This window comes from Komagataeibacter xylinus (assembly GCF_004302915.1).
GTDB lineage: Bacteria > Pseudomonadota > Alphaproteobacteria > Acetobacterales > Acetobacteraceae > Komagataeibacter > Komagataeibacter xylinus_C.
The window spans coordinates 42,354-56,327 of the sequence record NZ_QQBI01000009.1 but is presented as its reverse complement, the minus strand read 5'-3'; the positions used below and the strand labels follow the sequence as shown (position 1 = coordinate 56,327).

Here is a 13,974-nt window from a genome sequence, read left to right as displayed (position 1 = left end):
CTCAGCCAGGCCGCAATTCGCCTGCCAGATGCGGTATTTCGGTAATGGAATCGGCGCCTACCGTGGCCCCGGCTTCCATTTCCGGTCGCCCGTAGCCCCAGCGGGCGAATATGGCAGGCACATGGGCGCCGGTGGCGGTGGCCACGTCATTATGGTGGTCGCCGGTCATGATGGCGCGGGCCGGGGTGCTGCCTGCCTGTTCAATTGTGCCCAGCAGGTGGCGCGGGTCGGGCTTGCGCACGCCAAAGCTGTCGCCCCCGCCCACGGCGACAAACCATTTTTCCAGTTCCATGACCTGAAGGATATGCCGCGCCGCCGCCACGGGCTTGTTGGTGCAGACCGCCATGCACCAGCCTGCCGCGTGCAGGGCCGCCAGCGTCTCGACCGTGCCGGGAAAAGGGCGGGAATGGTCGGTTGAATGCGGCGTGTAGCGTTCCATGTAGCGGGCCGTGGCCTCGGCGCGGTTGATGCGGGCGGCTGCAGGGCCGGCATGGTCGAGCAGGCGGCTGACCAGCACGGCTACGCCATCCCCAATCATCGGGCGCACGGCCTCGGGTGTTAGGCCCGGCAGGTTGTATTGCGCCAGAAGCCAGTCGGCGCAGGCCGCAAGGTCGGGCAGGCTGTCGATCAGCGTGCCATCCATATCAAAAACCGCCAGACGGGGAGGGGAGGATGTCATCATGAAGCCCTTTGACTGTCTGGTGTCGAGGAAGCCTGACCCCGCGCGGTCCTGCAAGTCATAAGAGATTGTTTGAAAACACGTCATTGATAAAAAATCAGGAAAGTCCCAGGCGTCGCCTTTTTCTGAGGAGTTTTGGAAAAAGCTTCACCAAAAAGCTTACGGTTTCAGGGTATTGTTTGAGCAGGCTTTTTGGGCCTCAACCGAGAGGCTTGAATTTTTATGTTTTTTATCAATCTGTTATTATCAAGCAGCAACACCGTAGCATGCAGACATCCGAAGTGATGCGCCCGCATGCGGATAAGGGTTTGACAGGGCAGTCAGGTGCGGAGTACCCGCACACTGCCATGAACACCGACACAGAGACCGACCAGTCCGCCTCCGCCTCGCCCCTGTCGACCGCTGTTATTCTGGCGGCAGGTCGCGGCACGCGCATGAAATCGGAGCGGCCCAAGGTCATGCACCCGCTCGCGGGCCAGCCCATGCTGCGCTACCTGATTGATAACGCAGCCGAAGTATTTGACCGGATTGTCGTCGTCGCCGGGCCGGGCATGGATGACGTGGCAGCCCTCGCTGCCCCGCACACGGTGGTGGTGCAGCATGACCGGCTGGGCACGGGCCATGCCGCCCGCCAGGCCGAGGCCGCGTTTGGCACGGGTGATGTCGCGGTGCTGTATGGCGATAACCCGCTGATTACGCCCGGCACCATGCGCGCCCTGCTGGCCCGGCGCCGCAGCGATGACACGGGCCTTGCCCTGCTGGCCATGGAACCGGCTGATCCTGCGCGTTACGGTCGCGTGGTCACGCGCGATGGGCTGGTGCAGCGCATTGTGGAATGGGCCGATGCCACTCCCGCCGAGCGCGCCATCGGCCTGTGCAATGCGGGCGTGCTGTGCGCCGATGCCGCCGATTTCCGCCGCTGGCTGGGTCAGATCGATAACAGCAACGCGCAGGGCGAGTATTATCTGGGCGATGTCGTGGCCCGCGCCGTGGCCGAAGGGCGCAAGGTGCGCGCGGTCATCGCCCCCGAGGATGAACTGCGCGGCATCAATTCCCGCGCCGAACTGGCCCAGGCAGAGGCCTGCGTGCAGGCCCGCCTGCGCCTTGCCGCCATGGCGGGTGGCACGACCCTTGTCGCACCCGACACCGTGTTCCTGTGCGCTGATACGGTGTTCGAGCCCGATACGGTGGTGCACCCCCATGTGGTGTTCGGGCCGGGGGTGCATGTCAGGCGCGGCACGGAAATCCATGCGTTCTCGCATATCGAGGGGGCAACGGTCGGCCCTGATGCCCAGATCGGTCCCTATGCCCGCCTGCGGCCGGGCACCGATGTGGGGCAGGGCGCGCGCGTGGGCAACTTTGTCGAACTCAAGGCCACCACGCTCGGCGCGGGGGCCAAGGCCAACCACCTGACCTATCTGGGTAATACCACCGTGGGGGCAAGGGCCAATATCGGCGCGGGCACCATTACGTGCAATTATGATGGCGTGTTCAAGCACCGCACGGAAATCGGGGCCGAAAGCTTCATCGGGTCGGATTCGGTGCTTGTCGCCCCCGTGCGGTTGGGTAAAGGGGTGATTACGGCGGCCGGCAGCGTCATTACCCATGACGTGCCCGATGACGCCCTGGCCATTGGCCGGGCGCGGCAGGCGGACAAGGCGGGCTATGCCCGCACGTTCCGCCAGCGGCTGAAGAACAGGAAGGAACAGGGCTGATGTGTGGCATAGTCGGGGTTGTTGGCAGCAATCAGGCCACGCCGGTCATTCTTGATGCCCTGCGGCGGCTTGAATATCGGGGCTATGATTCCGCCGGTATCGCAACGCTTGAGCACGGTCATGTCGAGCGCCGCAGGGCTGCGGGCAAGCTCGACCATCTCGCCTCCCTGCTCGCGCGCCTGCCGCTACCGGGTGTGACCGGCATCGGCCACACGCGCTGGGCCACCCACGGCGCGCCGACCGAGAACAATGCCCACCCGCATGGCACGGAGCGCGTGTCGGTGGTGCATAACGGCATTATCGAAAACTTTGAGGAACTGCGCCGCGAACTCGAGGCAGAGGGCCAGGTCTTCTCGACCGATACCGATAGCGAGACCATCGCCCAGCTGGTCGACTACCACCTGCAGCGCGGCCTCCCGCCACGCGAGGCCGCGCATGAATGCCTCAGGCGGCTGGAAGGGGCCTATGCGCTGGCCATGATCTTTGCCGGCCATGACGGCATGGTCATCGGTGCGCGGCATGGCGCGCCGCTGGTGGTGGGCTTTGGCGATAACGAGATGTTCCTCGGCTCCGACAGCCTGGCCCTGGCGCCGCTCACCCGCCGCATCGCCTATCTGGATGATGGCGACTGGGCGGTCATCACCCCCGCTGGCGCCACGTTCTTTGACATGGCGGGCAACCCGGTCGAGCGCCCGGTCAAGATGACGGCGCTGATCGCGGCCTCGGTGGGCAAGGATGGCTACCGGCACTACATGGAGAAGGAGCTGCACGAGCACCCGGTGGTGATCGGCCAGACGCTCCAGCGCCTGATCGACCCCGCCACCCGCCGCGTGGTGATGCCCGACCTGCCGTTTGACCTGGCCAGCATTCCCCGTGCCGTGATCACCGCCTGCGGCTCGGCCTTCTACGCAGGCATGATCGGGCGCTACTGGATCGAGCAGTACGCGCGCCTGCCGGTCGATATCGACGTGGCGAGCGAGATGCGCTACCGCAACCCGCCGCTGGCCCATGGCGGGCTGGGGCTGCTCATCTCGCAGTCTGGTGAGACGGCGGATACGCTGGCCGCCCTGCGTGGCATGCGGGCGGCGGGGCAGCATATCGTCTCGGTGCTCAATGTGGAGCAGAGCACCATGGCGCGCGAAAGCGATGCAGTGCTCGGCACCGTGGCGGGCCCCGAAATCTCGGTTGCCAGCACCAAGGCGTTCACGGCCCAGCTTTCCGTGCTGGCGTGCCTGACCATCGCCTTCGCCCGCGCCCGCGGCATGATTGACGCGGCGCAGGAAGAACGCATGGTGACCAGCCTGCTCGACCTGCCAAGCAAGGCCACCGAGGTGTTCGAGCGCCATGACGAGATCCGCCGCATGGCCGCCATCGTGGCGGGCGCGCGTGATGTGCTGTATCTGGGCCGCGGGGCAATGTTCCCCGTAGCGCTTGAAGGCGCGCTCAAGCTCAAGGAAATCACCTATATCCACGCCGAGGCCTATGCCGCGGGCGAGATGAAGCATGGCCCCATATCGCTGATCGACAGCACCGTGCCGGTCGTGGCTACCGTGCCGTCGGGGCCGTTGTTTGAAAAAACACTGTCCAACCTGCAGGAGGCCAAGGCCCGTGGCGGCCGCCTGCTGGTGTTTACCGACATGGCGGGCGCGCCCCGCCTGCGCGAAATTGCGGAATGCGTGGTGGCGATCCCGACGGTGGATGAGTTCGTGGCACCCATCCTGCAGACCATTCCGGTGCAGATCCTGGCCTATGAGGTGGCGCTCATCAAAGGCACGGATGTGGACCAGCCGCGTAATCTCGCCAAATCCGTTACTGTTGAATAGACACGCGCAGGCACGCTGGCACACTCGCCGCCAGTATGGATGAACCAGCACAGGGGCACGGCAGGCACATGACAGCACCAACGGCATTTCCCCAGGGTCCGGGTCCGCGCGTTCTGGTGCGCGGTGCCGGGGTTTCGGGGCTGACGGCGGCGGTGACCCTGGCCGAACGGGGCGCGCGGGTGGTGGTGCATGAATGTGGTCCGCGCGTGGGCTGGGGCGCCTCATGGAAGGCAGGCGGCATGCTGGCCCCGTGGTGCGAGGCCGAATCCGCAACGCCGGAGGTGACTGCCCAGTCCCTCGCCTCGCTCGACTGGTGGGATGCACATGTGCCCGGCGTGGACCGCAACGGCACGCTGGTGCTCGCGCCTGCGCGTGACGTGCGCGAGATCATGCGCTTTGGCCGCCGCACCTCACATTATGAAACCATTGGCGAGGCCGAGATCACGCAGCTTGAGCCGGACCTGGCCGATCGCTTCTCGCGTGCGCTGTTCTTTGCGGGCGAGGGCCACGTCAACCCGCGTGATGCGCTGGCGGCCCTGGCCGCGCGCGTGGTCGAGCTGGGGGGTGAAATCCGGTTCAACGTGCCGGTGGATGAACAGCCCGCAGGCTTTGACTGGGTGGTGGACTGCACCGGCATCGCAGCCCGCGACGAGTTGACCGACATGCGCGGCGTGCGCGGCGAGATGCTGCTGCTGCGCTGCCCCGACGTGACGCTGCACCGCCCGGTGCGCATGCTGCATCCGCGCATTCCCATTTACATCGTGCCGCGTGCCAACCATGTGTACATGGTGGGGGCCACCATGATCGAGAGCGAGAACGCAGGCCCCATGACCCTGCGCTCGATGGTGGAAATGCTGGGCGCGGTCTATGCCCTGCACCCCGCCTTTGGCGAGGCCGAGATACTCGAAACCGGCACCGGCCTGCGTCCCTCCTACCCTGACAACATGCCCGCCGTGCGCTATCGGGGGCGGCATATCCATATCAACGGCATGTATCGCCATGGCTTCCTGCTCTCGCCCGTGCGGGCGGCGGAGGCGGCCGATATCGTGTTCGGCGCGGCGTGAGCAGTCCCTACAGGAGCGTTCCATGCAGATAACGGTAAATGGCGAACGTCATGACGTGCAGGCCACAACCCTGAGCGCCCTGCTTGACGAGATGGGCTATGACGCCACCACCCGCATCGCCACGGCGGTAGATGGCTGCTTTGTCGCGGCCAGTAAGCGTCCGGCCCTTGCGCTGCATCCGGGCGCGCAGGTGGAAATTCTGGCCCCCATGCAGGGAGGATAATCGCAATGACCCTATTCTATGGCACCGAACTCACCTCGCGCCTGATGCTGGGCACGGCGCAGTATCCCTCGCCTGAAATCCTGGCGGATGCCGTGCGCCGGGCCGGGGCCGGGGTTGTGACCGTATCGCTGCGGCGCGAGGCGGCGGGCGCGCGCGCGGGCCAGGCGTTCTGGGAGCTGATCCGCGGGCTCGACGTGCCCGTGCTGCCCAACACGGCGGGCTGCCACACCGTGCGCGAGGCCGTGACTACGGCGCAGATGGCGCGCGAGGTGTTTGGCACCGACTGGATCAAGCTCGAGGTGATTGGCGAATCCGATACATTGCAGCCTGACATGTTCGCCCTTGTCGAGGCCGCGCGCATCCTGACCGAGGACGGCTTCAAGGTTTTTCCCTACATGACCGAGGACCTGGTGGGCGCCGAGCGCCTGCTGCGCGCGGGCTGCGAGGTGCTGATGCCCTGGGGCGCCCCGATCGGCTCGGGCAAGGGGCTGAACAACCTGTTTGGCCTGCGTGCGCTGCGCGCGCACTTCCCCGATGTGCCGATGGTGGTCGATGCGGGCATTGGCGTGCCCTCGCATGCCGCGCAGGCCATGGAACTGGGCTATGACGCGGTGCTGATCAACACGGCAGTGGCCAAGGCGGGCAACCCGGCTGAAATGGCGCGCGCCTTCGCCATGGCGGTCGAGGCCGGGCGCATGGCCTATATTGCCGACCCGATGGAGGAACGCGACATGGCCGTGCCCTCCACCCCCGTCATCGGGCAGGCCGTGCTATGAGCCACGCAGCACTGCCCTCGCGCATCTACCCGGTTGTGGATGAGGCCCGCTGGGTGGGCCAGCTGGGCCAGGCGGGCGCAAAACTGATCCAGCTGCGCCTCAAGGATATGGCCCCCGAGGCCCTGCTGCGCGAAATCCGCGCAGGAATGGCTCAGGCACGCCAGCATGGCGTGTGCCTTGTGCTCAATGATTACTGGCGCATCGCGATCGAGGAGGGGGTGGATTACATCCATCTCGGGCAGGAAGACCTTGATACGGCGGACCTGCCCGCCATCCGTGCCGCCGGGATCAGGCTGGGGGTGAGCACCCATAGCGAGGCGGAACTCGAGCGCGCGCTTTCCGTCAGGCCCGATTATGTGGCCCTTGGCCCGGTCTGGCCCACCAGGCTGAAAAAGATGCCATGGGGGCCGCAGGGCACGGCAAAACTGACGGCATGGAAGCAGCACATTGGCGACCTGCCGCTGGTTGCGATTGGCGGCATTACGCTCGAGCGCGCGCCTTCATGCATTGTGGCGGGAGCGGACTGTGTCTCGGCAGTGTCTGATTTTATCCGCATGCCCGACCCGGCGGGTCAGGTAAAGGCCTGGCTTGCTGCTACAGCCACCGCGCGCCCACTGTGAAAAAGTGGAACATAATGTGATGGGCATTGTGTTGTTCGTGCAACGCTTCTGTGGCATTATTGGTACTGACGTTTCTGGTCCTTGAAGGAATGTCTTTTACGGCCAGATATTGGTTTCATGACGCCGGATTCTGCCGCACTGATACGTGATGGACATAATCTGTTCATGGTCGGTCGCTAGGGTTGGCCTATTATATATTGATGTGGCCGGAAGGCGGGGATTTTGAATGGAGATAGCGGGTCTGGCAGCAATCCTGATGGCGATTGCCGTGCTGCTTGTCGTGGTCAGCGCGGTCCAGCCGCTTGCCCGCCGCCTCGAACTGTCCGCAACCGTGCTGCTTGCCATCGTGGGCATCGTGATCGGTGGTGCTGCGGATCTGGTGCTGCGCAACAGCCATCTGGAAATATTCAATGGCGCGGCGGAAACGCTGCTGGATTTTCCGCTTAACAGCGAAGCGTTCCTGCTTATCTTCCTGCCCATACTGGTTTTCCAGGGCGCGCTCGGCATTGATGTCCGCAGGCTCGCGCATGAAACCGCAACCGTGCTGCTGCTGGCCGTGGTGGCGGTTGCCGTTTCCACCGCCGCCATCGGTTTCGCGCTTTATCCGCTGGCGGGCATGCCGCTTGCGGTGTGCCTGCTGCTCGGCTCCATCGTGGCCACGACCGACCCGTCGGCGGTTGCGGGCATCTTCAAGGAAATCGGGGCGGCCAGCCGCCTGACCCGACTGGTGGAGGGCGAGGCGCTGCTCAATGACGCGGCGGCCATTTCCATCTTCACCATCCTGCTCGGTTCCATCACCTCGCATCACAAGATCATGCTGGGCGGGGCGGTGCTGGAGTTCCTGGTCTCGTTCATCGGCGCGCTCATCATCGGCATCCTGTTCGGGCGGCTGGTGCTCATGATGATCCCGGCCCTGGGTGCCGCCCCCGCCGCCGAGGTCACGCTGACGGTGGCGCTGCCCTACCTGTCCTATATCGTATGTGATGAATTCCTTGGTTTTTCGGGCGTGGTGGCCACGGCGGCCTCGGGGCTGACCATCTCCATCTATGGCCCGTCCACCTTCCGGCCCCAGACCTGGCGCTTCCTCAACGAGTTGTGGCAGCAGCTTGTGTTCTGGGCGGGGTCGCTGGTGTTCGTGCTGGCCTCGATGCTGGTGCCCCGCCTGCTGGTGGGCATGACGAAGTGGGACTGCGTGCTGATCCTTGTGGCCGCGGGCGCGGGGCTGCTTGCGCGCGGGGCGGTGGTGTTCGGCATGCTGCCCGTCCTTGCCGCGACAAAGCTCTCGCCGCCGGTGCCCACGCCGTTCAAGGTGACAATGGTGTGGGGCGGCCTGCGCGGGGCGATTACGCTGGCGCTGGCGCTGGCGGTGACGGAAAACGAGCATGTCTCGAGCAGCATCGCGCACTTCATCGGCATCATCGCCACGGGGTTCGTGCTGATCACGCTGTTCGTCAACGGTCTGTCGCTGCGCTACCTCGTGCTGTTCCTCAAGCTTGACCAGCTGCCGCTGATCGACCAGGCGCTGCGCCACCAGATCCTGGCCATCGGCCTGGGTGAAGTGCGTGACCAGACGCGCGACGTGGCGGGCGAGCTTGGCTTTTCGCCCAACGTGACCAGCACGGTGGTCGATGTGCTCGACCGGCGCGTCCATTCGGAGGAACAGGCCAATACATTCGATACCGCACTTGGCGACCGCCAGCGCGTGACGCTGGCGCTGATCGTGATCGCCAACCGCGAGCGCTCCATCCTGCTCGACCTGTTCCGCATTCAGGGCCTGTCGCGCCGGGTGATGGAAACGCTGCTGCGCTCGGCCGAGGCCATGGTGGATGGCGCGCGCCTTGAAGGCCGCTTTGGCTATGTGCGCGCATTGCGGCGCAGGCTGCGGCCCTCGCTGCGCTTTCGCGTGGCGCAGTTCATCCACCACCGCTTCAATTTCGACACCCCCCTCATGTACTGCATGATGGAGCGTTTCGAGATGCTGATGATCGGCTATTTCGTCTCGCTGTCACTCACGCGTTTCATGCGCCAGCGCATGGAGCCGACGCTTGGCGTGCGCATCAGCGAGATCGTGGGCGAGGTGCTGGGCCGGCAGTGCAAGCTGCTTGATGAGGCGCTGCAGACCCTGCGGCTGCATTACCACGGTTATTCCGAGGCGCTGGAAAACCGGATGCTGCGCCAGATCGCGCTCAGGCTGGAAGAGGAAAAATACGATACCCTGATGTCGGAATCGCTGCTGAGCGAGGAGCTGCACCGCGAACTGCACCGTGATGTGGAACACCGCCGCGAGCAGCTTGATTTCAGGCTCAAGTTCAACATCCGCGCGGGGATTGAAAGCCGTATCCACAATTTCCCCCTCTTCGAGGGCGTGGCCGATGGCGTGCTGCATGACATCGCGATGAAGATGTCGATCCATTTCTCCACGCCGGGCGAGCGGCTGTACCGCAAGGGGCAGAAGGTACATACGGTCTATTTCATCAGCGCGGGCCTTGCCGAGACGCATTACCCCAAGCATGACGTGCGCTTCGGGGCCGGTGCCGTGCTTGGCGGCGAGGAAGCCCTGAAGGAAGGGCGCGTGGCGGCAACCAGCCGGTCGTTGCAGTTCGGGCATTTCATGACCATGAGCGCGCGCGACTTTCGCAAGCTGGTGGAGGATTATCCCCATATTGGTGAAAACCTCGAGCGCCTGATACAGGCGCGTGCCAGGGGCGAACTGCCCGATGCGCAACTGCTGCCCGGCGATGGCGCGGAAATGGCGGGGCGCGCACCCTCCTATGATGCGATCGACCTCGCCACGGCCCCGGTGACACAGGCCATACCGGTGCGGGGAAGCGGCTCAGGCAATGCCTGAAGCCGCTTGAAACAGAAGAAGGTTTTTGGTGAAGCTTTTTTCAGAAAGCTTCGTCATCTGTCACTTTTCTAAAAAAACGACCGTTTCCCGTGCCCGCCTTCCTGAACATTATGTTCAGAACGGGCGGAGCAGGCGGTCGAGATATTCCAGTTCCTCTGGCGGTCGGGTGCGGTCGGCATCGCGGCGGCGCAGTTCCTGCTCGATCTCGCGCGCGCGTTCACGGCTGGCATTGTCGGGCAGGTGGGTATCGTTATCCATGCCGGCATGGGTGCCGCCGCTCTTGCGGCCAAGCGGGTCACGATCGCCCTTGTCACCGGCCTGCTGCTGTTCGTCATCCTCATCATCCGGGTCGCCGGACTGGTTGCCGCCACTGCCGTGTGAACCCTTGCCCTTGCCGTTATCAGACAGCATGGGCAACAGCACGCTTACGGTGCCCTTGCTGCTCTGGCTGCGCATGGACTGGCGCATCTGCTGGTTGCCCTGCTGCAGGTCAGCCAGCACTTTTTTCTCCGCCGCCGCAGCCTCGGGGTCCTTGCCCGCGCCAAGGGCGGCACGCACCGCCTTCATGTCGGTCTGGGCCTTGTCGAGGGCGGGCATGTCCTTGCCCATGGCCTGCTTGAACTCACGCTGGAGCTCATGCAGGGCGCGGGCGAGGGCATGCTGCACGGCGCGGTCGGCATGCTGCTGGGCCGCGCGGGCCTCGGGTGTCAGGCTGGGTGGCGGGGGTGGGCCTGCCTGCGCTGCGGCCGGGGGCATCCCGCCCTGGGGCGTTATGCCAAGCTGGCGCAGAAGATCGGTTGTGGACATGGAGGACAGGTCGCCATCATCCTCATCCATGTCGGTCTGGCGGCTGGCGGCCTCGCGTTCACGCTGGTGCTGGTCCTGGTCAAGGCGCGACTGGGCGTGATCGAGCAGCTGCGACTGGCGGGTGACCAGATCGCGCAGGTCACGGCGCAGTTCGCGGGCCTGCTGGCGGGCCTGCATCTGCTGGGCCAGCTGCATCATGTCCTGTGGGGTGGCGTTGCGGATGCCGTCCGCCATGTCTTCCATCTGCTGGAGTTTCTGCATGGCATCGGCATCGCGGCCCGATGCGGCATCATCCTGCAGCTGCTGCATCATCTGGCCCAGATTCTGCTCGCCCTGCAGGGTCATTTCCGGCATGGCGGGAATGGCGGAATGCTGGCCCAGCGCCTGCATCTTGCGCGCGATCGCATCTTTCAGCGCCTGCATGCGGTGCTGGAGTTCGGCCTGCTGCTGGGCATCCTGCCCCCTGGGGCCCAACTCGCGCATATGCTCAAGCTGCTGGCGCACGGCTTCCTGCGCGGCCTTTACGCCAAAATCCGCCTGTTCGTTATCAATGTCGCGGCGGTTGTGCTCCACATCAAGGGCCAGAAACCACAGCCGTGCGGTGGCCTGGGCAATGGCGGGCTCATCGCTTACATCGTCGTTGCCCAGCAGGGCGGCGGTGCTGGTCAGGGCCAGCAGCAGGCCGACATGGTGGGTCAGCACGGTATCGGCCTGCCCCAGCCCCACCAGTTCGCGCGCGGCCTGGGCCCGGTTCTCGCGGTGCAGGGCAAGGCGCTTGCGAATATCCAGAATGGCCTTGGCCACCGGGTTCTGGAACGCGCGCGCGCCGATGCGCAGCTTGACGGGGGCGGAGGTGGCGGTGGTGCCGCTGTGGCTGGTGGCCACGAGACGGGCGGTCACGTCCTCGCCCGCCCATGGGTTGTCTGACAGGTCGGGCGTTGCCACGCCATCAGCCGTGCGGGGCTGGCCATTGAGTGGCAGGGGCACGCGCAGGATGTCGTTTGGCCCGTCGGGCATGACCAGTTCGGCGTGCAGGCTGGCAATGCCGTAGGGCTGGGCCACATGGTAGGGCAGGCGCGTGCGCCATTCCCCCTCGCTACTGCCGGGGTTTGGCCCCCAGGCTACATCCGGCAGCGGGTTGGGGGTTACGTGCAGGTTCCATTGCGCCAGCGTGCGCCCCCGACCACGCAGGCGCAGCGTGCCGCTGGCCAGAAGGGGGGCGCTCGCACTCCAGCTTGCCTTGCCCAGCGCGTGAAAGGCATGGGGGCCAATGGCGGGACCGGACTGGCTGGCCTGCATGTGCAGGGCGGGCGTGCCATCCAGCCCGTTCAGCGTAACACTGAGCACGGCCCCGGCGGGAATGGTGGCGGTGGCATGGGTGGCATCAAGAAAGACCGGGGCGCCGGGCGCGTAATCGGGCAGGGTGATCCAGGCATTGACCTGCGGGGCGGGGGTATCGGCATCATCCGTGCCGGGCAGGAAAGCAGCGGTGATCCGGCTGGCGGCATGGGGGCCGGTCCAGGCCAGCCCTCCGGCCAGCAGCACCGCCAGCACGGGGGCCGCGCGCACCCAGCTCGAGGCGGGCAGGCGCAGATGCGGCCAGCCACCGCGCAGGTGATCGAGGGCCGCCATGGTGCGGTGCAGGTGCAGCTGCCACAGTTCATGCAGGGCGGGCGTGCCGGTATTGGCGGGCCGGTCATGCAGGGTGCGTAGCGGCTGCCCTGTCAGGCCTGAGGCCTGCTCCACGCGGCGGTCGGTCTCGGTGGCGGTGGGGGGGCTTACGGCCTGCCACAGCCGCCAGGTGCGCCAGGCAACGGCCCCGCCCAGCCCCAGCAGCGCCAGCGCATGCACGCTGTCGGGCAGGCGCTGGGGTATGCGCGCAAGCCCCAGAAGGGCCACGCCCATGGCTGTGCTGGCGGCAGGCAGCATGAGCGGCCACAGGCGCTCGGCCCACAGGGCGCGCCGGGCCTGACCGCGCGCGCGCGCAAGGCGTTGCGGCAGGTTGCCGCCTGTTCGGATGCTGTCCTGCCCGACGGTCATAGGCCTCCGCCAGCGGGGGTAAGGGTCTGGTCCACCCACTGGGGAACATGGTCGGCGGCCCAGAGTTCCTCAACGGGCTGGCGCGGGCGGATGACAGCCCAGCGATTGCCATCGACCATCACCTGCGCTGCCAGCGGGCGGTCGTTATAGGTGGAGCTCATCACCATGCCATAGGCGCCGCAATCCAGCAGGGCCACGCGTGCACCTGCCTGCAGGCAAGGCAGGGTGCGGTCGTGGCCGAAGGTATCGCCACTTTCGCATACGGGACCGACCACATGCACCGTCTCGACCGGGGCTGTCGCATCTTGCGCGGCAAGCGGCAGGATGCCGTGCCATGCATCATACAGGCTGGGGCGCATGAGGTCGTTCATCGCCGCATCGAGCACCAGGAAGGGGGGCATGCCGTCATAGCCGCGCTTGCGCAGGATGACGGTGCTCAGCAGCACGCCCGCGGGCCCGGCCAGCCAGCGCCCCGGCTCAATGGCAAGGCGCGTGCCCAGCCCGCCGAGTTCGGCTTGAATGACTGCGGCCAGCGCTTCGGGCGCGCCTTCGGTTTCATCGCGGTAGGAAATGCCAAGCCCCCCGCCGCAGTCAAGCGCGTCGACCACCAGCCCGCGCGCGCGGATGGCCTGCACGAGTGCGGCCAGCCGGGCATAGGCGGCGCGGTAAGGCTGCATGCGCACGATCTGGCTGCCAATATGCATGGCCAGCCCCACGGGGCGGATGCCGGGGAGTTCGGCTGCGTGGGCATAGAGTTCAACCGCGCGGTTGAACGGAATGCCGAATTTGTTGTTGGCAAGCCCGGTAGTGATCTTGGCATGCGTTCCCGCATCGACATCGGGGTTGATGCGCAGGGCAATGGCTGCCTCGAGCCCTTCGGTCTGCGCCGTGGCGGAGAGGAGTTCGAGTTCCTCCGCACTTTCCACATTGATCTGCAGAATGCCCGCGCGCAGCGCCAGCCGCATCTCGTCAGCGGTCTTGCCCACGCCCGAGAACACGATTTTGCCCGCCGGGATGCCCGCCGCCATGGCGCGGCGCAGTTCGCCGCCGCTGACCACGTCGGCCCCCGCACCCTCAGCCGCCAGAATGCGCAGCACGGCCAGATGGTCGTTGGCCTTGACCGCGAAATGGATGGAAACCGGGCGGCCCGTCGCACCAAAGGCATTGGCCAGCCTGCGGTAGCGCGCGCGCAGCGTGCCAGCGCTCATGACCCATGTGGGCGTGCCCAGCGCATCGGCTATGGCGTTGAGCGGCACGTCCTCGAGCACGAGCCCGTCCATGGCGTGCATTGACAGCGCGGGACGGACGGCCAGAAGGTCGGCGACGGAAGGGTCCTGTCCGCGACAGGGGAGGGGAGTATCAGCCATGATGCCTGCACG

At 65.9% G+C, this 13,974-nt stretch carries 10 protein-coding genes; 7 read left to right on the top strand and 3 right to left on the bottom strand.

The window, feature by feature from the left end; all coding sequences use genetic code 11:
* Window position 1 precedes the first annotated feature (1 nt).
* Window positions 2–682 carry an HAD hydrolase-like protein gene (locus DV027_RS07860; RefSeq protein ID WP_130731318.1) on the bottom strand — a complete coding sequence of 227 codons (681 nt, stop codon included), beginning with the start codon at window positions 680–682 and terminating at the stop codon, window positions 2–4.
* A 344-nt stretch (window positions 683–1,026) separates the two neighbouring features.
* Between DV027_RS07860 and glmU the strand changes: the two genes are divergently transcribed.
* From glmU to DV027_RS07825, 7 genes are all read left to right on the top strand, one after another.
* A complete protein-coding gene (gene glmU, locus DV027_RS07855; protein ID WP_130731317.1) occupies window positions 1,027–2,394 on the top strand; it encodes a bifunctional UDP-N-acetylglucosamine diphosphorylase/glucosamine-1-phosphate N-acetyltransferase GlmU in 1,368 nt (455 codons plus the stop codon).
* On the top strand, window positions 2,394–4,217 hold the full coding sequence (gene glmS / locus DV027_RS07850) for a glutamine--fructose-6-phosphate transaminase (isomerizing) (protein ID WP_130731316.1): 1,824 nt from the start codon (window positions 2,394–2,396) through the stop codon (window positions 4,215–4,217). Before glmU ends, glmS begins: the two co-directional genes overlap by 1 nt.
* Before the next feature lie 68 nt (window positions 4,218–4,285).
* Window positions 4,286–5,281: a glycine oxidase ThiO gene (gene thiO, locus DV027_RS07845; protein WP_130731315.1), complete on the top strand. Its 996-nt coding sequence runs from the start codon at window positions 4,286–4,288 to the stop codon at window positions 5,279–5,281.
* Between the two features lie 22 nt (window positions 5,282–5,303).
* Window positions 5,304–5,504, top strand: a complete 201-nt coding sequence (gene thiS / locus DV027_RS07840) for a sulfur carrier protein ThiS (RefSeq protein ID WP_130731314.1) — start codon at window positions 5,304–5,306, stop codon at window positions 5,502–5,504.
* A 5-nt stretch (window positions 5,505–5,509) separates the two neighbouring features.
* Window positions 5,510–6,280 carry a thiazole synthase gene (locus DV027_RS07835; RefSeq protein ID WP_130731313.1) on the top strand — a complete coding sequence of 257 codons (771 nt, stop codon included), beginning with the start codon at window positions 5,510–5,512 and terminating at the stop codon, window positions 6,278–6,280.
* Complete coding sequence (locus DV027_RS07830; protein ID WP_130731312.1) at window positions 6,277–6,900, top strand: thiamine phosphate synthase; 624 nt, start codon at window positions 6,277–6,279, stop codon at window positions 6,898–6,900. Before DV027_RS07835 ends, DV027_RS07830 begins: the two co-directional genes overlap by 4 nt.
* Window positions 6,901–7,126: 226 nt before the next feature.
* Window positions 7,127–9,748 (top strand): cation:proton antiporter, encoded by a 2,622-nt coding sequence (locus tag DV027_RS07825; protein ID WP_130731311.1) that lies wholly within the window; start codon window positions 7,127–7,129, stop codon window positions 9,746–9,748.
* A 114-nt stretch (window positions 9,749–9,862) separates the two neighbouring features.
* Here DV027_RS07825 and DV027_RS07820 read toward each other — a convergent pair whose 3' ends face one another.
* Window positions 9,863–12,595, bottom strand: a complete 2,733-nt coding sequence (locus DV027_RS07820) for a DUF4175 domain-containing protein (protein WP_130731310.1) — start codon at window positions 12,593–12,595, stop codon at window positions 9,863–9,865.
* On the bottom strand, window positions 12,592–13,962 hold the full coding sequence (gene lysA, locus DV027_RS07815) for a diaminopimelate decarboxylase (RefSeq protein ID WP_130731309.1): 1,371 nt from the start codon (window positions 13,960–13,962) through the stop codon (window positions 12,592–12,594). The genes DV027_RS07820 and lysA overlap by 4 nt, the downstream gene beginning before the upstream one ends.
* Window positions 13,963–13,974 lie beyond the last annotated feature (12 nt).